Genomic DNA, 23,578 nt, shown 5'->3' with positions numbered 1-23,578 from the left:
GGCGCTGCCCGGGGGGCGGGCAAGGCGGGCGGGTGCAGGGCGGCCTTGCGCACGGGCCCGACCGCGCCGCCCCTTCAGGCGCGCACCAGCACTGCCAGGTCGGCGACATTGGTGCCGGTGGCGCCGGTCACCACCAGCGCGTCGCCGGCGGCCAGCGCCGGGGTGGAATCGTTGCGGGCCAGCGCCGCGACGGGGTCGATGCCGCCCGCCCGGATCGCCTGGGGCGTGGCGGGACCGACCAGCCCGCCCGCCGCCTCGCCCGGTCCGTCGCGCCCGTCGCTGCCGACCGCGGCGAAGGTCCAGTCGAAACCCGCCGGCTGCGCCTCGGCCAGCAGCGCCAGGCGCAGGGCCAGTTCCTGGTTGCGCCCGCCCATGCCGTCGCCGGCCAGCTTCACCGTGGTCTCGCCCCCGAAAGCCAGCGCCTGGCCGGGATGCAGCCCTGGCGCCAGCGCCCAGATCGCCTTCGCGCAATCCTGCACGTCGCCCTGAAGCGGCAGCGGCGCGGGATCGGCCCCCGCCTCGACCATGGCCGCCACCGACAGCGCGTTCGAGCCGACGAGGGTGTTCCTGGCCGCAGGCAAGGTGCGGCGATCCTCGGGGCGCTTGAGCGCCGCCCGTGCCGCCTCGGGCATCCGCTCCCAGATGCCCAGCCCGCGCGCCAGATCGGCCGCCTGCGCCCGGGTGCCCACCGGTGCGACCGTCGGCCCCGAAGCGATCACCCGCAGGTCGTCCCCCGGCACATCGGACAGGATCAGCGCCGTCACCGGCGCCCGCGACAGCCGCAGCCAGCCGCCGCCCTTGAGCCGCGACAGGCCCTGCCGGATCAGGTTCACCTGCGCGATATCCGCGCCCGAGGCCAAAAGCAGCCGGTTCACCGCCTGCTTGTCGGCCAGCGTCATGCCCTCGGCCGGCGCCGGCAGCATGGCCGAGCCGCCGCCCGAGATCAGCGCCAGCACCCGGTCCTGCGGCCCGGCGGCCGATAGCATGGCGATCACCGCCTCGGCCGCCGCCGCGCCATCGGCGTCGGGCTGCGGATGGCCGGCGCGCATGACCCGCGCGCCGGGCAGGGCCGCGTCGTTGCCGGCATTGGTCACCACCAGCGCCTCGGCCCCCGGCAGCGCCTGCAGCGCCGCCCGGGCCATGGCGCGGGCGGCCTTGCCGACGGCGATCACCTGCCATCGCCCGCCAGGTTCCGGCGGATCGGCCAGCACCTCGGCCATGCCGCGCGCCACCGCCGCGGCGGGATCGGCGGCGGCGATGCCGGCGCGGATCAGCGCCAAGGCGCGGTCGCGCGGCGCCATCAGTTCACCCGGTCCGGCAGGGCGTGCCCCTCGGCAAAGGCGACCAGATTGTTCATCGCCCGCATGGCCATGGCGGTGCGCACCTCCTCGGCGGCGGTGCCCAGATGCGGCAGCAGGGTCACGTTCTCCATGGCGCAGAGCGCGGGCGCGACACGGGGCTCGAACTCGTAGACATCCAGCCCCGCCCCGGCGATCCGGCCCTGCGCCAGCGCCTCGACCAGCGCCGCCTCTTCGACCACGTCGCCGCGGGCGATGTTGATCAGGTAGGAGCGCGGCCCCAGCCGTTCCAGCGCGCGGGCGCCGATCATGTGGCGGGTCTCGGCGCCGCCGGGCACGGCGACGACGGCGAAATCCGACTGCGCCAGCAGTTCGTCCAGATCCGCCACCTGCCGGGCCGGGAAGTCCAGCGACGACACCATCGAGCGGTTGTGAAAGATCACATCCATGCCGAAGCCGTAATGGCAGCGCCGGGCGATGGCCTTGCCGATGCGACCCATGCCGATGACGCCGACCGTGCAGCCGGTGACATGCCGGCCCAGCAGCTGCGTCGGCTCCCAGCCGGTCCAGTCGCCGCGGCGCAGCAGCCGCTCGCCCTCGCCGGCGCGGCGCGCGGTCATCAGGATCAGGGTCAGCGCGATGTCCGCGGTGGCCTCGGTCACGGCATCGGGGGTGTTGGTCACGGCGATGCCGGCCGCCGCGGCCGCCGCCACGTCGATATGGTTGTAGCCGGCGCCGAAATTGGCCAGCAACCGGCAGCGCGGCCGGCCCTGGAAGGCCTCGGCGGCAAAGCGGTCTCCCAGCGTCGGCATGATCGCGTCGTAATCGGCCAGCGCCCGCGCCGCCTCGTCGACGCTGAGCCCGTCCTTGCGGTCCAGGATCTCGGTCTCGAACCGGGCCGAGAGCGCATGTTCCGCCGCCTGAGTCATGCGGCGCGTCACCAGAAGCTTCATCAATACATCCTTCCGCCAAGGGGCACCGGCTGGTCCGGGCCGATCAGCACGACCTCGCCTTCCTCGTCCGGCAGGCCCAGCACCAGGACCTCGGACATGAAGGGGCCGATCTGGCGCGGCGGGAAATTCACCACCGCCAGCACCTGCCGGCCGATCAGCCCGTCCGGCGCGTAATGCCGGGTGATCTGGGCCGAGCTTTTGCGCTCGCCGATCTCCGGCCCGAAATCCAGCCACAGCTTGAAAGCCGGCCGCCGCGCCTCGGGAAAAGGCTCGGCCCGGGTGATGCGGCCGACGCGGATCTCGAGTTTTTCGAAATCCGCCCAGGCGATCGGCTCGCTCATTTCCCCAGCTCCCGCCCCCGCGCGGCGGCGGCCGCTATGGTGCGGCGCATCAGCGGCGGCAGTCCGGTCCCGGGGTCCATCAGTTCCTTCAACCCCGCCGCCGTGGTGCCGCCGGGCGAGGTCACCGCCTCGCGCAGCTTCGCCGGGTCCTCGTCCTCATGCACGGCCAGCGCGCCGGCCCCGGCCACGGTGGCCCGCGCCAGTTCCAGCGCCAGCCCGGCCGGCAGACCCTCGGCCTCGCCTGCCGCCGCCATGGCCTCGATCATGTGAAAGACATAGGCGGGACCCGAGCCGGACAGCGCCGTCACCGCATCCATCTGGCCCTCGCTCTCCAGCCGCACGACGCGGCCGACGGCGGAAAGCAGCGCCTCGGCCAGCGCCATCTCGACCTCGTCGGCCCTGGCATTGCCGATGACGGCGGTGATGCCCTGGCCGATGGCCGCCGGCGTGTTCGGCATGGCGCGCACGATGGGCGCGGCCGGAAACGCCGCCTCATAGGCCGCCAGCGTCACCCCTGCCGCGACCGAGATGACCAGCGTCCCCGCCCCGACCGAAAGCCGCGGCAGCACATCCGCCATCATCTGCGGCTTGACGGCGATCACCAGCACCGCCGGATCGGCCGGCAATTCGCCGTTGACCGAAATACCCAGATCCAACAGTTCCGCCCGGGGATGCGGGTCGATCACATGCACCGCGCCCGCCGCCAGCCCGTTCTTCAGCCAGCCGTCCAGCAATGCCCCGCCCATGCGGCCGCAGCCGACCAGCACCAGCCCGCGCGCGTTCACCTTGGAAAAATCCATAGTCCTGCCCTTGCCTTGCCCCGCCGGAGCGCGGGAAATTCAGGCGCGACCGTAGGCCTCGGACAGGGCGATGTCCATGGCGGCATCGGGCGTCGCATCGCCCCAGCAGGCCAGCTGGAAGCAGGGATAGAACCGCTCGCAGGCCAGGATGGCATTGCCGATCATCTGGTCGATCTGCTCGGGGCTGGCGATGGCCTCGCCCGACAGCACCAGCCCGTAGCGCCAGACCATCAGCTTCTGCGGCGACCAGAAGGTGAAGCCGCCGTCCCAGACCTGATCGTTGGCCAGGTTCAGCACCTCGTAAAGCGCCGGCAGCTTCTCGGCCGGAGGGTCCATGTCGAAGGTGCAGATCAGCCGCAGCACTTCCTCGCGCGGCGACCAGGCCAGCGTGATCGAATAGCTGCGCCATTGCCCCTCGACCGCCATGGCGATCTGGTCCTCGGCCAGACGGTCGAAGTCCCATTCGTGATGCGCCGCGACGGTTTCCACGATGTCGATGGGATGGATGTCATCGCTATGGATGAAGTCCAGCTGTGCCATATCCTGTCCCCCTGCCTGTCTGCGAGCGGAGCAAGGTCGAACCTCAACCCTCGGCCCCAACTCTTGGTGGCCCCGACTACACCCGGCGTAGTTTCCGGAATGTGCGTACAACATATCGTGTGCCGGTTCCACGAGGGTGTAAAGCGAAAATTCCGTTACCGGCGCACGACAGCCAGCCTCCGCCGCTTGACCCCGGGCTTTCCTGCAGGTTCAAGGACGCCCGAGGGAGGAGCAGAGATGCGCGACCACGGCGGCGATATCGACAAGGCGGCCAGCCGCTTCGGGCGGGCGGACTGGATCGACCTGTCCACGGGAATCAACCGCCGGCCCTGGCCTGCCGGGCCGCTTTCGCCCCATGCCCTGACCGCCCTGCCGACCCGCGCCGATACCGCCCGGCTCTGCGCCGCGGCCGCCGCCCGATTCGGCTGTCCGCCGGACCAGGTGCTGCCGCTGGCCGGCGCCTCGGCGGCGATCCAGCTGCTGCCGCATGTGCTGGCGGGCCGGCGCGCGGCGGTGCTGTCGCCGACCTATAACGAACACGCCGCCAGCCTGCGCGCCGCCGGCTGGGCGGTGGCCGAGCCGAGTGACCCGGCGGCGCTGGAGGGCGCCGATCTGGCGGTGATCGTGAACCCGAACAACCCCGACGGGCGCGAATTCACGCCCGCGCAGATCGCCGCCGTCGCCGCCACGGTCGGGCATCTGGTCGTCGACGAAAGCTTCGCCGATCCGCGCCCCGACCTGTCGGTGGCGACAGCGCGGCCCGATAACGTGACGGCGCTGCGCAGCTTTGGCAAGTTCTGGGGCCTGGCCGGGCTGCGGCTGGGCTTCGCCATCGCCGCCCCCGATCTGCTGGCGCGGCTGGCCGAGCGCGCCGGCCCCTGGTCGGTCAGCGGCCCGGCGCTGGAGACCGGCGCGCAGGCGCTGGCCGACGCGGACTGGATCGACGACACCGTGGTCTGGCTGTCCGAGGCGGCGCTGCATCTCGACCAGATCGTCACCCCGCATTGGCCGCTGGTGGGCGGCACGCATCTGTTCCGGCTCTACGACACGCCCGACGCGCCCCGCGCGCGCGACCTGCTGGCCCGCGCCGGCATCTGGAGCCGCGTCTTTCCCTGGCATCCGCGCTGGATCCGCCTGGGCATCCCCGGCAACCGCGAGGAATTCGACCGCGTGGCAGGCGCCTTTACCGCAGCCGGTTGACATGGCCCATCTTGCGGCCCGGGCGCGCCTCGCCCTTCCCGTAAAGATGGACCTGGCAGCGCGGCTGCTTCAGCAGCTCGGGCAGGCGCAGCACGTCATCGCCGATCAGGTTCTCCATCTCGACATCCGCGTAACGCTGGCCGTCGCCCAAGGGCAGGCCGGCCACGGCGCGGATATGCTGTTCGAACTGGTCCACGGCGCAGCCGGCCTGCGTCCAGTGGCCGGAATTGTGCACCCGCGGCGCGATCTCGTTCACCACCAGCCCCTGCGCGGTCACGAACAGCTCGACCCCCATGACGCCGATATAGTCCAGCGCATTGACGATGCGCGCCGCGATCAGCACCGCATCGGTCAGCAGGCCGGCCGGCAACCCGCAAGGCACGGTGGTGGTGCGCAGGATGCCCTCGCGGTGCACGTTCAGGCCCGGATCATAGGCCGCGACCTGCCCGTCCGCGCCGCGCGCGACGATGACGCTGATCTCGGCCGAAAACTCCACGAACCCCTCCAGCACCGAGGGGGCGCCGGTCCAGTCGCGCTGCCCGGTATCGGAAAAGCGGATCTGCCCCTTGCCGTCATAGCCCAGCCTCCGGGTCTTGAGGATCGCGGGCGCGCCCAGTTCCCCCAGCGCCGCGGGCAGGTCGGATTCGGTTTCGACATTGCGATAGGGCGCGGTGCGCAAGCCGATGCCGGTCAGGAAGTCCTTTTCGCTCAGCCGGTCCTGCGAGATTGCCAGGGCGCGGCGGTTCGGCCGGATCGGACGGATCGATTCCAGCAGGTCCAGCGCCGCCGTCGGCACGTTCTCGAATTCATAGGTGATGACATCGACCGATTCGGCGAAGGCGCGCAACGCCGCCTCGTCCTCATAGGGCGCGGTGGTCAGCCGATGCGCCACGTCGCCCGCCGGCGCGGCGCCCGGCTCGTAGACATGGCAGCGATAGCCCAGCCGGCTGGCCGCGACCGAGAGCATGCGGCCCAGCTGCCCGCCGCCCAGGATGCCGATGGTGGCGCCGGGTTTCAGTTCACTCATCCTTGGGCTCCTCGGGGATGGAATCGCTGAGCGCCTGGCGCCAGGCCTCCAGCCGCGCCGCCAGCACGGGGTCGGAAATCGCCAGGATTCCCGCCGCCATCAGCCCGGCATTGGCGGCACCCGCCGCGCCGATGGCCATGGTCGCGACCGGATAGCCCTTGGGCATCTGCAGGATGGAATAAAGCGAATCGACGCCCGACAGCGCCTTGGTCTGCACCGGCACGCCGATCACCGGCACCCGGGTCTTGCTGGCCATCATGCCCGGCAGATGCGCGGCGCCGCCGGCGCCGGCGATGATCACCTTGAGCCCCCGCGCCACCGCCGTCTTGCCATAGTCCCACAGCCGGTCCGGCGTGCGATGCGCGGAAACGATCCGGGCCTCGTAGGCGATGCCCAGCGCGTCCAGGATGGCGGCGGCCTCGCGCATGGTCGGCCAGTCGGACTGGCTGCCCATGATGATGCCGACGGGCGTGCCGGCGGGTGTTTCGGCGGCTTTTTCCATGGCTCGACCCCCTTTTTGCGCCCCGCCCTACAGCGCCGGGCGGGATCATGCAATCAGGCGATGATGTCGGGGGTCAGCTCGTCCTCGAGCCGGGCGATGCGGTCCTTCAGCGCCAGCTTCTGCTTTTTCAGGCGCTGCAGGGTCAGCGAATGGGTCAGGCTCTGCTCGGAGAGCGCGGCGATGGCCTCGTCCAGGTCCCGGTGCTCGCGCCGCAGGACCTCCAGCCGGGCACGGGTGATCTCTTCATGGGACATTTCGTATTGGGCGTTCATGTCGGGCCTCGGGCTGGACTCCTGCGGTTATAACCCACCGTTAACGCGCTGTTAATGGGTTTGCTGATCTGCGGTTAATGCTGCGCCTGCATCTTGCGCCGGGGCGTCTCCGTTCACATATTGGTCTTGCCGGATCGCCATTCCGGGGTCCGGCCGACAGTCGCTTTGATGCAAAGGGCTTGGGAATGACCAAGATCAGTCTGGCCGCTCATCCGTTCCTGCTGGGGTTCGACCAGCTGGAGCGTCTGGCCGAACGCGCCGCCAAGGGCGCCGAGGGCTATCCGCCCTACAATATCGAACACCAGGGGCCGAACGGCTTTCGCATCACGCTGGCCGTGGCGGGTTTTTCCGAAGATGACCTGTCGATCACCCTGGAGGATCGCCAGCTGGTGATTCGCGGCCGTCAGGCCGAGGCGGATGACGAGCGGGTGTTCCTGCATCGGGGCATCGCCGCCCGCGCCTTCCAGCGCAGCTTCGTGCTGGCGGACGGGGTCGAGGTGGTGTCGGCGGGCCTGGAAAACGGGCTTCTGAACATCGACCTGCGCCGCTCCGTGCCCGACAGCATCGTGCAGACCATACCGATCAGCCGCAAGTGAAAGGGGATCGCAAATGAACGAGAAATTCGATTTCGGCCCGGAGAACACGGGCAACATCGTCTATATCCGCCGCGTCGCCATGGACAGCCTGCCCGACGAGGTGCGCCGCCAGGTGCCCGGTGCCGATGCGCTTTACGCCGTGCACGGCGCGGACGGAGAGCGGCTGGCCCTGGTCAAGGACCGCAGCCTGGCCTTCCTGCTGGCCCGCCAGAACGAGCTGACCCCGGTCAGCGTGCACTGACCCGCCGGGGCGGCAGGCCGTCGCCAAGCCCCAATCCGCGCGCCATCCCACCGGCCCGCCGAAGCCCCAAGCCCAGGCGGACGGGGCTGGGCTGGCGGACCGGCGCGCGGTTCCGCACAGGCCGCGCCTTGATTCATGACGGCGCGCGGCATTCCTGCCGGCGCTGCGTGAGCCGGCCCTCGGCTGCAGGAAAAGCCGAGCGCCTTCGCGCCCCCCGGCCCCCTCGCCTTCAGGTCGGGACGGTCTCAGGAAGCGGCGTCCTCGCCGGCCTCCGGCCCGACCAGCGTCAGGCCCAATTCCTCGCAATGATCGCGCAGCAGCGCCAGCGCCGCCGGATCACGGGGCGCGAGCAGATGCGTCGCGCCGTGATTGCGGCGGATCAGCGCCTGCCAGAGCGCCTCGCGCGCGCCGGCATGTCGGGTGGGCGCACCGGCAGTCGCCAGCAATTCGGCTTCGATCCGGCGCGCGGCATGCCCGGCGGCGACCTCATCCGCCGGATCGCAGGCCAGCACGCGCGGACAGCCCCGCTGACGGAAATCCGCCCGCAGGCCGTTCGGTCCGCGGCCAGTCTCCCCAGCAGGATCCAGCCCCTTGACCGGCCCGCCCAGATAGACCGGCCCGACCTCCCGTTGCAGCCATGCGACGCCCGGATGGGCCGGATCGGCGGTGCCGAACAGGCTTTCGGCCTCGCGTGTCTTGTCCGGGTGCCATTTGTCGGTCAGGGACAGGATGGCCATGACCGCGCCCTGGGGATCGCAGAGCGCGATATCCTCGCCCGGCTCGACCGTCCCGGCGAAATCCGCGCCGACATCCAGCACCACCGGCACCGGCCACAGGGTGCCCGAGGCCAGCCGCATCCGGTCCAGCACCGCATCGTGATCCGCCCGGGTCAGGAAACCGCGCAGCGGAGCGAAGCCGCCGCTCACCAGCAATTGCAGATCGGCCAGTTGCCGCCCGGTCAGCCGGCAGGCCGGCATGCGCCCGGCCTCGGCGCGCAGCTTCTGGCCGGCCTCGGGGCTGACATGCAGCGCCCGGATCGGGGCATGATGCGGCAGCAGGGTCATCGGCAAGCTCGCGCTGGAAAGGGCCGCGGCCCGGCCTCAGGCCGGGATCTCGGCCGCATGGGGGTTCGGCTCGCCGGCCATGTCGTGCTCGGCCAGGTAGCGTTCGGCGTCCAGCGCCGCCATGCAGCCCATGCCGGCGCTGGTCACCGCCTGGCGATAGATGTGGTCGGTCAGGTCGCCGGCGGCGAAAACGCCGGGGATCGAGGTCCGGGTGCTGCCCGGCTCGACCTTGACATAGCCGCCGTGATGCAGCTCCAGCTGGTCCTTGACCAGTTCCGAGGCCGGCGCATGGCCGATGGCGACAAAGACGCCGTCCGCCGGCACCACCTGTTCGGTCCCCTGCCGGACATGGCGCAGGCGCACGCCGGTCACGCCCAGCGGCTGGTCGTCGCCCTGCACCTCGACCAGTTCGTGATCCCACAGGATCGCGACCTTGGGATTGCGGAACAGCCGCTCCTGCAGGATCTTTTCCGCCCGCAGGCTGTCGCGGCGATGGACCAGCGTGACCTTGCTGGCGAAATTGGTCAGGAACAGCGCCTCCTCGACCGCGGTGTTGCCGCCGCCGACCACCACGACCTCGCGGTTGCGATAGAAGAATCCGTCGCAGGTGGCGCAGGCCGAGACGCCGAATCCCTTGAACTTCTCCTCGCTGGGCAGGCCCAGCCAGCGCGCCTGTGCGCCGGTGGCCAGGATCACCGCATCCGCCGTGATGCGCGCGCCCGAATCCAGTTCCGCGACAAAGGGCCGCTGCTTCAGGTCCAGCTTGGTCACCGTATCGACAAAGACGCGGGCGCCCATGGCGCGGGCATGCGCCTCCATCCTGACCATCAGGTCGGGGCCCTGGATCTCGGTCTCGCCGGGCCAGTTCTCGACCTCGGTGGTGATGGTCAGCTGGCCGCCCGGCTGCATGCCCTGGATCAGCACCGGCGACAGCATCGCGCGCGCGGCATAGACGGCGGCGGTATAGCCGGCCGGGCCCGAGCCCACGATCAGCACGCGGCTATGCGCGGGCAGGCTGGCATCGGCGGCAATCTCGGCAGGGGCATGGGACATGGCAGGGACCTTTCGCTTGGCGAAGCCTTAGCTAATCACCGCCGGCCCGGCATGCAATCCATAAGGCCCCCTCGCGCAGCGGTGGAAAGAATGTTGCGCAATCCGGCCCCGCGGGATAGTTTCCGGCATGTTTTTTGCCGGAAAGGCAAGCCAGGGGACCAGATGACCGCCGCCAGACTTGACGAAATCGACCGCAAAATTCTGGCAGAGCTGCAAGCCGATGGCCGCATGACCAATGTCGAGCTGGCCCGCCGCGTCGGCATTTCCGCCCCGCCCTGCCTGCGCCGCGTCCGCGCGCTGGAGGAGATGGGCTATATCCGCGGCTATCATGCCGATATCGACGCCCGCGAGCTGGGATTCGAGGTACAGGTCTTTGCCATGGTCCGGCTGGTCAGCCAGTCCGAGCGCGACCTGTCGGCCTTCGAGGCGCTGGCCTGCGAATGGCCGCTGGTGCGCGAGTGCCACATGCTGAACGGCGAGATCGACTTCATCCTGAAATGCGTCTCGCCCGACCTGACCAGCTTCCAGCGGTTCCTGACCGAGAAGCTGACGGCGGCGCCGAACGTGGCCTCGGTCAAGACCTCGCTGGTGATCCGCTGCGCCAAGGACGAGCCGGGCGTGCCCTTCAGCGTGGTCGAGGAACGGGCGGCGGCGCTGGGGTGAAGGCTGCGGGGATGGCGGAGGCTTGGCCCATTGCGGCCGGTCAGGAGGAAGGCTCGGTTTCTTGGGCTGCCTTTTCCACAATCGAAACGAGATGCGCAGCCTTAACCACGCCATCGGCGATTGCGGCTGATAACTGAGCCAGTTCCTGCCCGGTGAACAGCTGGTTCATTTCAGCGATGACGGTTGTGCCGCCTTCTGCCAGAAGGCGGTCGCTTTCTGCGTCAAGCTCCTGCAATTGCGCAAAAATTTTCTCTATCTCATCAGACTCGATCCTTCCCGTGTAGCGGATCAGGAAGGATGCAATATGGATTGGAGAAAAGTCGAAGGCTTCCCGTCCGCAACACGACGCTTCGCATATAGTCTCGCAATGTTTGATCAATTCCAGCAAGGGATGATCCAAGGTCATTCGCGGGCCTTTCATTGACAAGCACAGACTGCAAATACACCAACCGTCCGTTTCGTCCGCATCCCGCAAACCGACCAGACATCGCGCCCCAGGCCCTGCGCACCTTGCGCCGGCCCGTCGCTAGAGCGCGATCGCCGAGATCAGCCGCCCGTAATCCGCCTGGTTCTGATGCGTGCTGCGGCGATAGGAGAAGAACCGCTCCGGGTCGGAATAGGTGCAGTGCCCGGTCCATTCCGCCTCTACCCCGGCCTCGCGCAGCCGCATCAGGCCGAAAGAGGGCAGGTCGAACATCGGCCGCCCGTTCGGCCCGCCGGCGAAGAAGCGGTGGTAATCCGGGTCCTCGACCAGGAACGCGTCCATGAAATCCTCGCCGACCTCATAGGCGCGCTGGCTGATCGTCGGGCCGATCACCGCGCGGATGCGGCTGGCGCCCAGGTCGTTCATCGCCCCCACCGTCGCCTCGATCACCCCGGACAGCGCGCCGCGCCAGCCGGCATGGACGGCGCCGATCACCCCGGCCTGGGGGTCGGCCAGCAGGATCGGCTGGCAATCCGCGGTCAGCACCGCCAAGGCCGCGCCCGGCCGGTCGGTGACGATGCCGTCGGCGCGGATCTGCGCGAAATCGGCCGGTTCGTCGCCGGCACGCAGCACCGCGACCTCGCCGGAATGGACCTGATGCACGGTTGTCAGCCGGCCCGGCGGCACGCCCATCGCCTCGGCCACGCGGGCGCGGTTGATGCTCACGATCTCGCCCTGGTCGCTGGAGCCGTAGCCGCAGTTCAGCCCCGCGAACAGGCCCGAGGAGGCGCCGCCGCGCCGGGTGAAGAAGCCGTGCCGCACCGAGGCGAGCAGCGGATGGGTCAGGATCTCAAGCGTCGTCTGCATCGTCGTCCAGGGGCTCGAATCCGGCAGGCACGGGCGCATGGCGAGCCCAGAAGGCCAGCACCTTGAACAGGTGACCCATTTCGCCGGGCGCGGTCAAGCGATGAAGCGCAGCCACGGCGCCGCCGTCCCCGGCCGCCGCCAGACGCTGGGCGCGCTGCGCGATCCCCAGCCGCAGCAGCCATTCGCCCTGCGTCGCCATGCACGAGACACGGGCCCCGGCCGCCCGCGCCGCCCGGGCCAGGGGCGCGAAATCGACATGCGCGGTCAGGTCGGCCTCGCCCGGATGCGCCAGCGGGTCCTCGGGGCGGTGCCGGCGCAGGGCCTGGAAGGTGTCGCCCTGCCCGTCCCAGCCGCCATAGTCGATGACGAGGGCGCAGCCGCCATGCGCCGCGATCCGCCCGGCCAGCGCCAAGACGATCGGCCCGGCCTCGGGACAGAACTCGCGGATCACCCCTTGCGGCGCGGGCCGCAGGATGCGCTCCGGCGCAGCGCCCTGCCCATCCACCGCAGCCAGCCCCAGCGCCAGCCCCTCGTCCGGGCCCAAGGTCACCACCCGCTCGGCCCAGCCCTGCCCGCCCATCCGGAACTGCCGGATCGGCAGCGCGTCGAAGAACTCGTTCGCGACCAGGAACAGCGGCGCCTGCGGCAGCTGCGCCGCATCGTCCAGATGGCTGATGTCGCCCAGCGTCTCGCGCTGCACCCGGCGCAGATGCGGCGATGCCTCGACCAGGACCACCTGCGCCGCCTCGCGCATGCCGGGCACCCCACGGATCGCGCGCAGGATATCGGCCATCAGCGTGCCGCGGCCGGGTCCCAGCTCGGCCAGGGTGAAGGGCGCGGGGCTGCCCTGGTCCAGCCAGGCCTGCGCCAGCGCCAGCCCGACCATCTCGCCGAACATCTGGCTGATCTCGGGCGCGGTGGTGAAATCGCCGCCGGCGCCGAAAGGATCGTGGGTCGCGTAATAGCCATGCTCGGGATGCAGCAGGCACAGCCGCATGTAGTCGTCCAGCCGCATCGGCCCGGACAGCCGGATGCGCGCGGCGATGATCCGCGCCAGCGGCGTCATGCGGCGCCCGGCGCGATGGCCGGCCGTGCGCGGGCACGGATCAGGAAGGCCAGCCCGACCAGAACCATGGGCAGCGACAGCAGCTGCCCCATGGTCACGCCCCAGACCGGCCCGCCCAGCACATGGCCCAGCGGATTGTCGGGGGTGATGAATTGCGCATCGGCCTGGCGGAAGAACTCGACCACGAAGCGCGACAGGCCGTAGCCCATCACGAAAACCCCCAGCGCCTGCCCCGGCCGGCGCAGCCCGCCGGAGCGCACCAGCAGCACCAGCACCAGCGCCAGCAGCACCCCTTCCAGCCCGGCCTCGTAAAGCTGGCTTGGATGCCGGGCGCAGGGGCCGGTGACGCCGGGGCACATCTGCGCCGCCTCGCCCGGGAAGATCACGCCCCAGGGCGCATCGGTCGGCCGGCCCCACAGCTCGGCATTGATGAAATTCGCCAGCCGGCCCAGCCCCAGCCCGACCGGCGTCGCCACCGACAGCGCATCGGCCAGGCGCAGCGCCGGGATGCCGTGCCGCCGGCAGAACCACCAGGAAGCCAGCACCACACCGAGGAATCCGCCGTGAAAGGACATGCCGCCCTGCCAGATCACCGGGATCTGCCCGGGATTGGCCAGGTAGTAGCCCGGCTCGTAGAACAGCACGAAGCCCAGACGCCCGCCCAGCACCACGCCGACGATTACCCAGGTCAGCAATTCCTCGACCTGCTCGGGGCGCATCGGCGCGGCGTCGCCCCAAAGCCGCGGGCGCCGCATCAATGCCACGATGATGCGCCAGCCGATCAGCAGCCCGGCCAGATAGGCCAAGGCATACCAGCGCAGCGAGAAATCCATGCCGAAAAGATGGATGGTGAAGATCTCGGGCGAGATGTCGGGAAAGGGGATCATGGGCTCCTCGTTTCGGCGCGGGCAGGCTACGCGGGGGCGGCCCGGTGTCAACCGCCGCCGTCAGGCAATTGAACAGCGGCCCCGGCAGGGCCATATAGGGGCCGACGCTGAACCGAAAGGCCCGCCATGACCGCGAACAACCGCTTTCTCGACGATCTCTCGAAATTGATGACCAATGCCATGGGCGTGGCCCAGGGCGCCAAGGACGAGGCGCAGACCGCCTTCAACAGCTGGATCGACCGCTGGCTGGCCGACCGCGACTTCGTCACCCGCGAGGAATTCGAGGCCGTGCGCGAGATGGCGATCAAGGCCCGGACCGAGAATGCCGAGCTGCGCGCCCGCCTGGATGCGCTCGAGGGCAAGGGCGTCGTCTCGGTCACTCCGACCGGCCCGCTTGGCGGCGGCACGGCAGAGACCGGCGGCGATCAGGGCTGAACGGTTTCGCGCAGCCGGCCCTGCTTGTCGTAAAGCAGCACCTCGCCCGTCTCGGTCACCACCACCAGCCAGTCGCGGGCGAAGGTGACGGCGGCGGGTCTCGCGCCTTCGGGCAATACGACCTGCCCGGGCAGTTCCGGCAGCGGCGGCTGCGACAGGCGCAGCCACAGCAGCGCCGCGATCACCAGAACGCCCAAGCCCATCACCGCCGCCAGCGCGGTCACCAGAAAGCGCAGCCAGCGCAGCATCGGCAGCGCTTCCTCTGGCCCGCCGTCCAGCCTATCATCCCGTGCCATGGCCGAAATCCTTATCACCATTCCCGAAGGTCTGTCCGAGCGCCTTGATAAGGCGCTTGCCCTTGCCGCGCCAGAGCAGGCGGCGCTGTCGCGCTCGCGCCTGGCCAAGCTGATCGCCGAGGGCGCGGTCACCGGGCCCTCGGGGCGCGTGACCGACGGCAAGGCCCGGGCCGAGACCGGCGATTACCTGGTCGAAATCGGCGAGCCCGAGGCCCTGGACGCACGGCCCGAGCCGATCCCGCTGAGCATCGCCTATGAGGACGCGGAGCTGATCGTCGTGGACAAGCCCGCCGGCATGGTGGTGCATCCCGCGCCCGGCGCACCCTCGGGGACGCTGGTCAACGCGCTGCTCGCGCATTGCGCGGGCAGCCTGTCGGGGATCGGCGGCACCGCCCGGCCCGGCATCGTGCACCGGATCGACAAGGAGACCTCGGGCCTGCTGGTGGTGGCAAAGACCGACCGCGCGCATCAGGGGCTGGCCCGGCAATTCGCCGATCACAGCGCGCGGCGGCGTTATCTGGCCATCGCGCATGGCATGATCGACCCGGCCGATGCGCGGCTGCGCGGCCTGCCGGGCCTGGGCTTCGAGCCGGGCGGCGTGCTGCGCATCGCCACGCTGATCGGCCGCCACCCCGGCGACCGGCAGCGCCAGGCGGTCAGCTTCCGGAACGGCCGCCACGCCGTGACCCGCGCCCGGGTGATCGAGACCTTCGGCACGCCCCCCGCCGCCATGCTGGTCGAATGCCGGCTGGAAACCGGCCGCACCCATCAAATCCGCGTGCACATGGCCCATGCGGGATTGGGCCTGGTGGGCGACCCGGTCTATGGTGGCGCAAGGCGGGCCTCGGCCAGGGCGCTGGGGGCGGATGCCGCCGCAGCCGTCGCCGCCTTTCCCCGTCAGGCCCTGCACGCGGCCGAGCTGGGCTTCGAACATCCGGTCAGCGGCCAGACGCTGTCCTTCGCCAGCCCGCTGCCGCCCGACATGGCCGGACTGCTGGCCAGATTGCGCGACGCACCGGGCTGACGGAACCCGGGCCCCGCCGATAGCGTTCACAATTACCCGCCAAAGCGCGGGACAGGGAATTTTCAGATGGCGAACTACACCAACCTTCCGGCACCCAGCCCCGAACAGGGCCTCAACCGCTACCTGCAGGAGATCCGCAAGTTTCCCCTGCTGGAACCGGAGGAGGAATACATGCTGGCCAAGGCCTGGGTGGACCATCAGGACGCCGAGGCGGCCCAGAAGCTGGTGACGAGCCACCTGCGGCTCGCCGCCAAGATCGCGATGGGCTATCGCGGCTACGGCCTGCCGCAGGCCGAGGTGATCTCCGAGGCGAATGTCGGCCTGATGCAGGCGGTGAAACGCTTCGATCCGGAAAAGGGCTTCCGACTCGCCACCTATGCCATGTGGTGGATCCGCGCCTCGATCCAGGAATACATCCTGCGGTCCTGGTCGCTGGTGAAGATGGGCACCACCTCGGCGCAGAAGAAGCTGTTCTTCAACCTGCGCAAGGCCAAGTCCAAGCTGGGCGCGCTGGAGGAAGGCGACCTGCGCCCGGAAAACGTCACCCAGATCGCCCATGACCTGAACGTGACCGAGCAGGAGGTCATCGACATGAACCGCCGCCTGTCCAGCGGCGACGCCTCGCTGAATGCGACGGTGGGCTCGGGCGACGGGGAATCGACGGCGCAATGGCAGGACTGGCTGGAGGACGAGGACGCCAACCAGGCCGAGGCATTCGCCGAGGCCGACGAGTTGTCGGCGCGGCGCGAGATGCTGATCGCCGCCATGGACGTGCTGAACGACCGCGAAAAGGACATCCTGATGGAGCGCCGCCTGCGCGACGACCCCATGACGCTGGAGGATCTTTCGACGCGCTACGACGTCTCACGCGAGCGCATCCGCCAGATCGAGGTCCGCGCCTTCGAGAAGCTGCAGAACCGCATCCGCGAACTGGCGCGCGAGCGCGGCATGACGGTGCCCGAAACCGCCTGAGCCGCATTTGCAGCCCGCCGGGCCGTTCCCTCGCCTGCGGACCCGCGGCCAGCCATGGCCCGGCCCGGCATGGCGCCCGTGCCGGCGCGGGGCGCGGGCGGGGCTACTGGGACCGGGAAACCCTCTGCACGGCTGCCCGGACCTGCCTTTGCGCCCCGCAGCGCAGGCCGGCAGCCTTGTGGTAGGGGCGATCCGCTGCGGCGCAAGCCGGGGCCTGATCGGGCCGGGAAGGCGCCGCGGTTTTCCGGGCTGCGCGCCCGCGCCCGCACGGACCGTCCCGGGGGCTTGCGCAAGGCGAATTATCGTGACAGCGGGCAGAGTTGACCGGCGCCCGGCTTGGCTTATGGTCGGGACAGGACAGCAGGGGCCGATGGCGCGGACATGACGGCGCTGAACCAATATCAACGGCTGGAAGCCGCAGGAATCTGGCGCGAGACGCCCCAATCGCAGTTGCGCGACGTCATCGTCTCGTTCGGCGACGCGACATTGGTGCTGACCGATCCGCGCTCCGAGGTGCCGCTGGCGCATTGGTCGCTGCCGGCGGTGACGCGGCTCAATCCCGGCAAGCTGCCGGCGCGCTACGCCCCGGGGGGCGCCGATGCCGGCGAAGAGCTGGAAATCGACGACGAGCTGATGATCTCGGCCATATCCAAGGTGCATCAGGTGATCGAGGCCAGCAAGCCGCATCCCGGCCGGCTGCGCGGCGGGCTGATGCTGGGCGCGGCGGCGGTCATGGCGCTGCTGGCGGTGTTCTGGGTGCCGCCGGCCCTGGTGCGCCATGCCGCCGACATCGCCCCCCCGGCGCAGCGGGCCGAGATCGGGCGCATGGTTCTGGCCGAGATCGCCAAGACCACCGGCAGCCCCTGCTCGCGCCCGGCGGGCGACATGGTGCGGCAGAAGCTGGCGATGCGGCTGATCGGCCCGGATGCGCAGATCGCCGTGCTGCCGGCGACGCTGCGCGGCGCCATCCGCCTGCCCGGCCCGATCACCGTCATCGGCGAGGATCTGATCGAGGGGCAGATGACTCCCGAGGTGGCGGCCGGCCATATCCTGGCCGCGCAGGCCGCGGCGGTGCGCGACGACCCGATGCTGGCGGCGCTGCGCCATGCCGGGCCGCGCGCCACCTTTCACCTGCTGACCGCGGGCACGCTGCCGGCGAAATCCCTGGCCGGCTATGGCGAGAAGCTGCTGGCCGACCCGGTGCCGCGCCCGGAGGACGAGCCGCTGCTGGCCTATTTCACCCGCGCCGGCATTTCGAGCGAGCCCTACGCCCGTTCGCTGGACCCGACCGGAGAGGCGGTGCTGGGCCTGATCGAGGCCGACCCCTTCCGCACCGCCGAGCCCCGGCCGGTGCTGAACGACCGCGAATGGATCGCCCTGCAGGAGATCTGCGACCAGTGACGGCGGCTTAGCGGGGAAAGGCATCGGGAAACCCCGCCTTGCGGATGCCGTCCAGCGCGCGGACGATGCTTTCGCGATCCGGGAAAGGGCCGGCCATGATGACCTGCACCTCGCGCCCGCCGACCCGGTCGGTGCCGCGCAGCACCGGATAGCCCATCTGGGCGATGCGCCGGGCGGCACGTTCGGCATTCTCGGGATTGGCGAAGGTGCCCAGCTGCACATAGCGCGCCCCGGCGGGGATCATGCCGCCCGAAGGGGATGGCCGGCTGGCCTGCGCGGCGGGTTTGGCCCGGGGCGCCGCCCCGGCGCCTGCCGCGGGCTTGGCGACGGGCGCCGGCTGTTTCCCGGAGGCCGGTGCAGAGGCGGACGGGGCGGGACGGGCAGCGTCGGGCTGGGGGCGGGCCGGGGCCGACGAGGCCGAGGGCGGGACAGCAGCAGCCATTGCGGGCGGACGCGTGTTGCCGGCCGGGGAAAGGCTGCCGATCGGCCGCAGAAAGCTGAGCCGCGACAGGTCCGATTCCGGCAGCGAAGCGCAATAGCCCTGCGACGGATCGCGGCCTAGCCGCGCGGGATCCGCCTCTCCGTCATAGCCCAGCAGCTCGCAAAGCCGGCGGTTCGGCCGCAGCGCGCCGCCCATGCCCTGACGCACCGCCGGCGCCGCCGTCAGCGCCGCGCGCAGGGCATCGGCCGGACCGGAGGGGGCCGGCTCGGCGCCCAGATCGGGCCGGCGTTCCATCGGCTGCGGATCGCTGGCCAGTTCCCCCGGCTGCAGGTTGGTCAGAACCTGCAGCGACAGCGCCTCCGCCAGCAGCTCGGCGCGGCTGCGCCCGGCATTCGGGTCCAGCGCACGCAGCCGCGGCTTGCCGCCCAGCCCGCGCGCCGACAGCGTCGGGGGATAGCCGCAGATCGGCGTGCCGTCGCGGGCGAGCCGCGCGGTCCAGCCGCCCGCATCATCGCGCAGGAACACGCAGCCGCGGCTGTCGATATATTGCCGCGAGGGGAAATCCGCCGGCGGATCCTCGGCCGGGCGCGGCGCCTGCGCCAGAGCCAGCCCCGGCAGCAGCGCCAGCGCCAGCATGATCCGCAGAATCATCCGCATCATCCCATCCCCGAATCGCTCTCTTGATCCGGTGATAGGGCGAAAGCCCTGAAGAGCCGGTTAACGCAGCCTCATTTCGTGCCGAACATGCGGTCGCCGGCATCGCCCAGGCCCGGCACGATATAGCCGTGATCGTCCAGCCGCTCGTCCAGCGCGGCGGTGACGATCGGCACGTCGGGATGGGCCTCGCGCATGCGCGCCACCCCCTCGGGCGAGGCGAGCAGGCACAAAAAGCGCAAGTTGCGCGCGCCCTCGGCCTTGAGCAGGTCGATGGCCGCGACCGACGAGTTCCCCGTCGCCAGCATCGGATCGACGACAATGGTCATGCGCGCATCCAACTCTCTGGGAACCTTGGAGTAATATTGCACCGGCTGCAGCGTCTCGGGGTCGCGGTAAAGCCCGATGAAACCGACGCGGGCGGCCGGGATCAGCTCCAGGATGCCGTCCATCAGCCCGTTTCCGGCCCGCAGGATCGAGATCAGCGCCAGCTTCTTGCCTTCCAGCGTCGGCGCCTCCATCTCGCAAAGCGGGGTCTCGATGCGGGTGGTGGTCATCTCCAGCTCGCGCGTGACCTCATAGGCCAGAAGCAGGCTGATTTCCCGCAGCAGGCGGCGGAAGCCGGCGGTCGAGGTCGTCTTGTCGCGCATCAGGGTCAGCTTGTGCTGCACCAGCGGGTGATCGACGACGGTCAGATGCGCTTGGGTCATGTCAGGTCCTTTCGCAGGCGGGTTCGGGTGGTCTGGTCGCAGAATGCCGCATCGGCGGCCCAAAGGTTCATCTGCCGGAATTCCGCCTCGGCCCAGCCGAAGGCATCGGCAAGCCGTTGATATTCCTGCGACAGGCTGGTGTGGAAGAAGGGCGGATCGTCGGTCGAGACGGTGACGCGCACGCCCGCGTCGGCCAGCCGCGCGATGGGATGGGCGGCCCAGTCCCGCACCAAGCCAAGCGCGATGTTCGAGCCGGGGCAGACCTCCAGCGTGATCCCGCGCTCGGCCAGGTCGCGGAGCAGCTGCGCATCCTCGACGGCGCGGATGCCGTGGCCGATGCGGCTGACGCCAAGCGCCAGCGCGTCGCGGATCGACTCGGGCCCGCGCCACTCGCCGGCATGGGCGGTCAGGCCCAGCCCGGCCTCGCGCGCGCAGTCGAAGGCCCAGGCGAAATCGCCAAGCTCGCCGGCATCCTCGGCGCCGCCGATGCCGAGCCCGGCAACCCAGCCGCCCGAGGTCTCGGCGGCGCAGATCGCGGTGCGCTTGGCGCGCTCGGCGCCGAAATGGCGGATGCAGGTCAGCACGGCGCGGCTGGCGATGCCGCCGCGCTCGGCCTCGACCGCGGCCTCCTCCATGGCAGCGAGATAGTCGCGCCAGGCCGGCAGGTCCGCGCCGCCGCAGAACTCGGGCGAAACGAAAAGCTCGGCATAGATCACGCCCTGCTCGGCGCATTCCGCCAGCACCTCGGACAGCAGCCGGGCATAGTCGCGCGGCGTGGTCAGAACCGAGGTCGCCGCCTCATAGACCCGCAGGAAGTCCTTGAAATCGCGATAGGCATAGGCGCCCTTCTCGTCGAAGATGCCGCCGATGTCGCGATGTTTCTCGGCCGCGAGCGCCCGGATGAAACCGGGCGGCGCCGCGCCTTCCAGATGCAGGTGCAGCTCGATCTTCTTCAGCGATTTCACAGGAACGACCTCCCCGGCCCGACCGGCGGCAGGCCGAGATGCGCGGCGACCGAGGCGGCGATATCGGCGAAACCGACCTGGCCGATGCCGCGCGGGCCATAGCCCCAGCCCAGCACCGGCACGCGTTCGCGGGTGTGGTCGGTGCCGTGCCAGCTCGGGTCGTTGCCGTGGTCGGCGGTGAAGATCGCCAGATCCCCCGGCCGCAGGCGCGAAAGCAGTGCCCCCGCCACCCCGTCGAACCATTCCAGAGCCGCCGCATAGCCCGCCACGTGGCGGCGATGGCCGTAGAGGCTGTCGAACTCGACGAAATTGGCGAAGGTCAGGCTGCCCGGCTCGGCCGCGTCGGCAAGCGCCAGCAGATGGCCGGCCAGATCGGCATCGGACCTGCCTTTGTGCAGCCTGCCGATGCCGCGATGCGAGAAGATGTCGCCGATCTTGCCCACGGCATGGGTCGCCCGCCCCGCCTCTTGCGCCACGTCCAGAAGCGTCGGCGCCGGGGGGGCGATGGCATAGTCGCGGCGGTTGGGGGTGCGGGCGAAACTGCCCTCGGCGCCCAGGAAGGGCCGGGCGATGACGCGGCCCACGCGCATCGGGTGGACCATGGCGGCCACCTGCTCGCAGAGCCGGTAAAGCCGGTCGAGGCCGAAGCCTTCCTCATGCGCGGCGATCTGCAAGACGCTGTCGGCCGAGGTGTAGCAGATCGGCCAGCCGCTGCGCAGATGCTCGGCCCCCAGCCGGGCGATGATCTCGGTTCCCGAGGCATGTTCGTTGCCGAGGATGCCCATGGTCCCCGCGGCTTCGGCGATGCGTTCGGTCAGCTCGGCGGGAAAGGCCGGGCGGGTGTTCGGGAAATAATGCCAGTCCCAGGGCACGGGAACGCCCGCGATCTCCCAATGGCCGGACGGGGTGTCCTTGCCGCGCGAAACCTCGGTCGCAGCGCCCCAGAGCCCCTGCGGCCGGGCGTCCAGGCCCGGGGCCGCCTCGCCGCTGGCCAGCCGGATCGCGGCGCCCAGGCCCAGCGCGTCCAGATGCGGCATGTGCAGCGGCCGCGCCCGGGCGATATGGGCGACGGTATTGGCGCCGGTATCGGGCCGGCCGTCGTTGAAATAGGCGCCCGCGTCGGGCGCCCCGCCGATGCCCACCGAATCCATCACGATCAGGAAGGCGCGTCTGTCGGTCATGTTACCTCGCTGCGGATCAATGGGCCGGGCTCCGGCCCATCGCCCAGCAGATAGGCGGCCGCCACGGTGGCGGCTGCTGCCTCGGCCGCCGCCTCGGAGGCGGCATGGACCAGCGCCAGGGGACGACCCGGACCCGCCTCCTCGCCGATGCGGAGCAGTTCCGCAAGCCCCACCCGCGGGTCGATCCGGTCGCCCGCATGCAGCCGCCCGCCGCCAAGTGCAACCACGGCATGACCCAGCGCCTCGGTATCGATGGCCGCGACGCGGCCATGGCCGGGCACGGCACGCACCACCGGCGCAGAGGGCAGGTGGTGGTCGGGATGCTCCAGCAGGTCGGCGGGCCCGCCCTGCGCCGCGACCATGCGGGCGAAACGCTCGGCCGCGGCGCCGCTCTCCAGCGCCCGCAAGGCGCCATCGGACAGGCCCCCAAGGTCGAGGCAGGCCGAGGACAGCGCCAGCGACAGCTCGCGCAGCGCGCCCTGTCCGCCCTTCAGGACCGCAATGGCCTCGCGCAGTTCCAGCGCATTGCCGGCGGCGCGGGCCAGCGGCTGGTCCATGTCGGTGACATAGGCGCGGGTGCGGCAACCGGCGCCCGTCGCGGTCTCGACCAGCGCGCGGGCCAGCCCCAGCGCCGCATCCGGTCCGCGCAGAAAGGCGCCGCTGCCCTGCTTGACGTCCAGCACCAGCGCATCGAGCCCCGCCGCCAGCTTCTTCGACAGGATCGAGGCGGTGATGAGGTCGACCGAGCCCACCGTCGCGCTTTCATCGCGGATCGCGTAAAGCCGCGCATCGGCCGGCGCAAGGTCGCGCCCGGCCGCGACGATGGCGCAGCCGACCCCGGCCACCACGCGGCGGAAATCGTCCTCGGACAGCGCGGTGCGGAGGCCGGGGATCGCCTCCAGCTTGTCCAGCGTGCCGCCGGTATGGCCGAGCCCCCGCCCCGAGATCATCGGCACATAGGCACCGCAGCTGGCCACCAGCGGGGCCAGGATCAGGCTGACCGCATCGCCGATGCCGCCGGTCGAATGCTTGTCCACCACCGGCCCCGGCAGGTCCCAGCGCAGCACATGGCCGGAATCGCGCATCGCCCGGGTCAGCGCCACCCGGCCGGATTCGTCCAGCCCGCGCAGCAGCACCGCCATGGCGAAGGCTGCGGCCTGCGCATCGCTGACCGAACCATCGGCCAGGCCGCGCGCGACCAGCGCCGCGCCCGCCGCGTCCAGCCCGCGCCCGTCGCGGACGGCGGCGATCACCGGACGCGGATCGGCAGGGCTCATTCGGTGCCCGACATGTGGCTGATGCCGAAGCGCCCCGGCAGCAGCTCGCCGATGGTGGTGGCCAGCTCGTGGCCCCGGGTCGTGGCCAGCAGCACCGGCGTCTCGGGGCGGCCGAACTCGGCCAGCTTCTGGCGGCAGCCGCCGCAGGGCGGCACCGGGCCCTGCGAGTCGGCGATGACGGCGACCTCGACGATCTCGGTCTCGCCCGCCGCGACCATGGCGGCGATGGCGCCGGCCTCGGCGCAGGTGCCCTCGGGATAGGCCACGTTCTCGACATTGCAGCCGGCATAGATCCGCCCCGAGGCCCCGCGCACCGCCGCGCCGACCTTGAAATTGGAATAGGGCGCATAGGCCCTTTCGCGCACCTCGCGCGCCGCATCCAGAAGCGCCATTACCCCACCTTTCGCCTGCCACCCGACCGGATTGC

29 protein-coding genes are annotated in these 23,578 nt (G+C 70.7%); 8 read left to right on the top strand and 21 right to left on the bottom strand.

The genetic code is table 11. The features are described 5' to 3' along the window. Positions 1-74 precede the first annotated feature (74 nt). Genes L632_RS0100570 through L632_RS0100550 form a run of 5 tightly spaced genes read right to left on the bottom strand, consistent with a single transcriptional unit; the run spans position 75 to position 3,932 of the window. The gene (locus tag L632_RS0100570; RefSeq protein ID WP_028711986.1) at positions 75-1,301 is read right to left on the bottom strand and encodes a glycerate kinase; all 1,227 of its coding nucleotides are present in this window, start codon (positions 1,299-1,301) and stop codon (positions 75-77) included. Next, positions 1,301-2,251, bottom strand: coding sequence for a D-glycerate dehydrogenase (locus L632_RS0100565; RefSeq protein WP_028711985.1), 951 nt, complete (start codon positions 2,249-2,251; stop codon positions 1,301-1,303). The genes L632_RS0100570 and L632_RS0100565 overlap by 1 nt, the downstream gene beginning before the upstream one ends. Beyond that, complete coding sequence (locus L632_RS0100560; RefSeq protein ID WP_028711984.1) at positions 2,251-2,592, bottom strand: tRNA-binding protein; 342 nt, start codon at positions 2,590-2,592, stop codon at positions 2,251-2,253. The genes L632_RS0100565 and L632_RS0100560 overlap by 1 nt, the downstream gene beginning before the upstream one ends. Beyond that, on the bottom strand, positions 2,589-3,392 hold the full coding sequence (gene proC / locus L632_RS0100555) for a pyrroline-5-carboxylate reductase (RefSeq protein WP_028716154.1): 804 nt from the start codon (positions 3,390-3,392) through the stop codon (positions 2,589-2,591). The genes L632_RS0100560 and proC overlap by 4 nt, the downstream gene beginning before the upstream one ends. A 39-nt stretch (positions 3,393-3,431) precedes the next feature. Further along, positions 3,432-3,932, bottom strand: a complete 501-nt coding sequence (locus L632_RS0100550) for a YbjN domain-containing protein (protein ID WP_028711982.1) — start codon at positions 3,930-3,932, stop codon at positions 3,432-3,434. Positions 3,933-4,169: 237 nt separating this feature from the next. Between L632_RS0100550 and cobD the strand changes: the two genes are divergently transcribed. Continuing rightward, positions 4,170-5,132 (top strand): threonine-phosphate decarboxylase CobD, encoded by a 963-nt coding sequence (gene cobD, locus L632_RS0100545; protein WP_028711981.1) that lies wholly within the window; start codon positions 4,170-4,172, stop codon positions 5,130-5,132. On the opposite strand, the gene L632_RS0100540 is transcribed toward cobD, so the two are convergent. Genes L632_RS0100540 through L632_RS0100530 form a run of 3 tightly spaced genes read right to left on the bottom strand, consistent with a single transcriptional unit; the run spans position 5,116 to position 6,933 of the window. Beyond that, entirely contained in the window at positions 5,116-6,159 is a 1,044-nt protein-coding gene (locus L632_RS0100540) for a 5-(carboxyamino)imidazole ribonucleotide synthase (RefSeq protein WP_028711980.1), read from the bottom strand. The genes cobD and L632_RS0100540 overlap by 17 nt on opposite strands. Further along, positions 6,152-6,661 carry a 5-(carboxyamino)imidazole ribonucleotide mutase gene (gene purE, locus L632_RS0100535; protein WP_051416152.1) on the bottom strand — a complete coding sequence of 170 codons (510 nt, stop codon included), beginning with the start codon at positions 6,659-6,661 and terminating at the stop codon, positions 6,152-6,154. Before purE ends, L632_RS0100540 begins: the two co-directional genes overlap by 8 nt. Before the next feature lie 53 nt (positions 6,662-6,714). Then, positions 6,715-6,933, bottom strand: coding sequence for a YdcH family protein (locus L632_RS0100530; protein WP_028711978.1), 219 nt, complete (start codon positions 6,931-6,933; stop codon positions 6,715-6,717). A 185-nt stretch (positions 6,934-7,118) separates the two neighbouring features. Between L632_RS0100530 and L632_RS0100525 the strand changes: the two genes are divergently transcribed. Continuing rightward, positions 7,119-7,529 (top strand): Hsp20 family protein, encoded by a 411-nt coding sequence (locus L632_RS0100525; protein WP_028711977.1) that lies wholly within the window; start codon positions 7,119-7,121, stop codon positions 7,527-7,529. Positions 7,530-7,542: 13 nt separating this feature from the next. After that, on the top strand, positions 7,543-7,770 hold the full coding sequence (locus tag L632_RS0100520) for a DUF1150 domain-containing protein (RefSeq protein WP_028711976.1): 228 nt from the start codon (positions 7,543-7,545) through the stop codon (positions 7,768-7,770). Between the two features lie 245 nt (positions 7,771-8,015). Here L632_RS0100520 and L632_RS0100515 read toward each other — a convergent pair whose 3' ends face one another. Together L632_RS0100515 and trxB are read right to left on the bottom strand one after the other, a co-directional pair. Beyond that, a complete protein-coding gene (locus L632_RS0100515) occupies positions 8,016-8,834 on the bottom strand; it encodes a transcription antiterminator BlgG (RefSeq protein WP_036696945.1) in 819 nt (272 codons plus the stop codon). Positions 8,835-8,870: 36 nt separating this feature from the next. Further along, positions 8,871-9,887, bottom strand: coding sequence for a thioredoxin-disulfide reductase (trxB, locus tag L632_RS0100510; protein WP_028716153.1), 1,017 nt, complete (start codon positions 9,885-9,887; stop codon positions 8,871-8,873). Positions 9,888-10,049: 162 nt separating this feature from the next. On the opposite strand from trxB, the gene L632_RS0100505 reads away from it, so the two are divergent. After that, a complete protein-coding gene (locus tag L632_RS0100505; protein ID WP_028711973.1) occupies positions 10,050-10,550 on the top strand; it encodes an Lrp/AsnC family transcriptional regulator in 501 nt (166 codons plus the stop codon). A 40-nt stretch (positions 10,551-10,590) separates the two neighbouring features. Here the strand turns inward: L632_RS0100505 and L632_RS0100500 are convergent, their stop codons facing one another. The 4 genes from L632_RS0100500 to lgt all read right to left on the bottom strand — a co-directional run bounded on the left by L632_RS0100500 (position 10,591) and on the right by lgt (position 13,794). Then, on the bottom strand, positions 10,591-10,956 hold the full coding sequence (locus L632_RS0100500) for a DUF6331 family protein (protein WP_028716152.1): 366 nt from the start codon (positions 10,954-10,956) through the stop codon (positions 10,591-10,593). A 120-nt stretch (positions 10,957-11,076) separates the two neighbouring features. Beyond that, a complete protein-coding gene (gene pgeF / locus L632_RS0100495) occupies positions 11,077-11,841 on the bottom strand; it encodes a peptidoglycan editing factor PgeF (RefSeq protein ID WP_028716151.1) in 765 nt (254 codons plus the stop codon). Then, positions 11,825-12,907 carry a class I SAM-dependent methyltransferase gene (locus tag L632_RS0100490; RefSeq protein WP_028716150.1) on the bottom strand — a complete coding sequence of 361 codons (1,083 nt, stop codon included), beginning with the start codon at positions 12,905-12,907 and terminating at the stop codon, positions 11,825-11,827. Before L632_RS0100490 ends, pgeF begins: the two co-directional genes overlap by 17 nt. Further along, the gene (lgt, locus tag L632_RS0100485; protein ID WP_028711969.1) at positions 12,904-13,794 is read right to left on the bottom strand and encodes a prolipoprotein diacylglyceryl transferase; all 891 of its coding nucleotides are present in this window, start codon (positions 13,792-13,794) and stop codon (positions 12,904-12,906) included. Before lgt ends, L632_RS0100490 begins: the two co-directional genes overlap by 4 nt. A gap of 126 nt (positions 13,795-13,920) precedes the next feature. Between lgt and L632_RS0100480 the strand changes: the two genes are divergently transcribed. Continuing rightward, positions 13,921-14,229 (top strand): accessory factor UbiK family protein, encoded by a 309-nt coding sequence (locus L632_RS0100480; protein WP_028711968.1) that lies wholly within the window; start codon positions 13,921-13,923, stop codon positions 14,227-14,229. Here the strand turns inward: L632_RS0100480 and L632_RS0100475 are convergent. Next, a complete protein-coding gene (locus tag L632_RS0100475; protein WP_230378230.1) occupies positions 14,220-14,525 on the bottom strand; it encodes a DUF6476 family protein in 306 nt (101 codons plus the stop codon). The two genes, L632_RS0100480 and L632_RS0100475, sit on opposite strands and share 10 nt — an antisense overlap. On the opposite strand from L632_RS0100475, the gene L632_RS0100470 reads away from it, so the two are divergent. The 3 genes from L632_RS0100470 to L632_RS0100460 all read left to right on the top strand — a co-directional run bounded on the left by L632_RS0100470 (position 14,524) and on the right by L632_RS0100460 (position 17,922). Next, entirely contained in the window at positions 14,524-15,549 is a 1,026-nt protein-coding gene (locus L632_RS0100470) for a pseudouridine synthase (protein WP_028711966.1), read from the top strand. The two genes, L632_RS0100475 and L632_RS0100470, sit on opposite strands and share 2 nt — an antisense overlap. A 66-nt stretch (positions 15,550-15,615) precedes the next feature. Beyond that, positions 15,616-16,521 carry an RNA polymerase sigma factor RpoH gene (rpoH, locus tag L632_RS0100465; RefSeq protein ID WP_028711965.1) on the top strand — a complete coding sequence of 302 codons (906 nt, stop codon included), beginning with the start codon at positions 15,616-15,618 and terminating at the stop codon, positions 16,519-16,521. Positions 16,522-16,902: 381 nt separating this feature from the next. Continuing rightward, a complete protein-coding gene (locus tag L632_RS0100460) occupies positions 16,903-17,922 on the top strand; it encodes a hypothetical protein (RefSeq protein WP_028711964.1) in 1,020 nt (339 codons plus the stop codon). A 7-nt stretch (positions 17,923-17,929) separates the two neighbouring features. Here the strand turns inward: L632_RS0100460 and L632_RS0100455 are convergent, their stop codons facing one another. From L632_RS0100455 to L632_RS0100430, 6 genes are all read right to left on the bottom strand, one after another. Continuing rightward, the gene (locus L632_RS0100455) at positions 17,930-19,021 is read right to left on the bottom strand and encodes an SPOR domain-containing protein (RefSeq protein WP_028716149.1); all 1,092 of its coding nucleotides are present in this window, start codon (positions 19,019-19,021) and stop codon (positions 17,930-17,932) included. A 71-nt stretch (positions 19,022-19,092) separates the two neighbouring features. Continuing rightward, positions 19,093-19,728, bottom strand: coding sequence for a uracil phosphoribosyltransferase (gene upp, locus L632_RS0100450; protein ID WP_028711962.1), 636 nt, complete (start codon positions 19,726-19,728; stop codon positions 19,093-19,095). After that, positions 19,725-20,693, bottom strand: a complete 969-nt coding sequence (locus L632_RS0100445; RefSeq protein ID WP_028711961.1) for an adenosine deaminase — start codon at positions 20,691-20,693, stop codon at positions 19,725-19,727. The genes upp and L632_RS0100445 overlap by 4 nt, the downstream gene beginning before the upstream one ends. Continuing rightward, a complete protein-coding gene (locus L632_RS0100440) occupies positions 20,690-21,874 on the bottom strand; it encodes a phosphopentomutase (RefSeq protein WP_028716148.1) in 1,185 nt (394 codons plus the stop codon). Before L632_RS0100440 ends, L632_RS0100445 begins: the two co-directional genes overlap by 4 nt. Then, positions 21,871-23,151 carry a thymidine phosphorylase gene (locus L632_RS0100435; RefSeq protein WP_028716147.1) on the bottom strand — a complete coding sequence of 427 codons (1,281 nt, stop codon included), beginning with the start codon at positions 23,149-23,151 and terminating at the stop codon, positions 21,871-21,873. Before L632_RS0100435 ends, L632_RS0100440 begins: the two co-directional genes overlap by 4 nt. Next, on the bottom strand, positions 23,148-23,543 hold the full coding sequence (locus L632_RS0100430) for a cytidine deaminase (protein WP_011748510.1): 396 nt from the start codon (positions 23,541-23,543) through the stop codon (positions 23,148-23,150). Before L632_RS0100430 ends, L632_RS0100435 begins: the two co-directional genes overlap by 4 nt. Positions 23,544-23,578: the final 35 nt, after the last annotated feature.

The organism is Paracoccus sp. J39 (genome assembly GCF_000518925.1).
In the GTDB taxonomy this organism is placed as follows: Bacteria; Pseudomonadota; Alphaproteobacteria; order Rhodobacterales; family Rhodobacteraceae; genus Paracoccus.
Note: the sequence above shows the minus strand (reverse complement) of the source record. Positions and strands in the feature narration are given on the sequence as shown.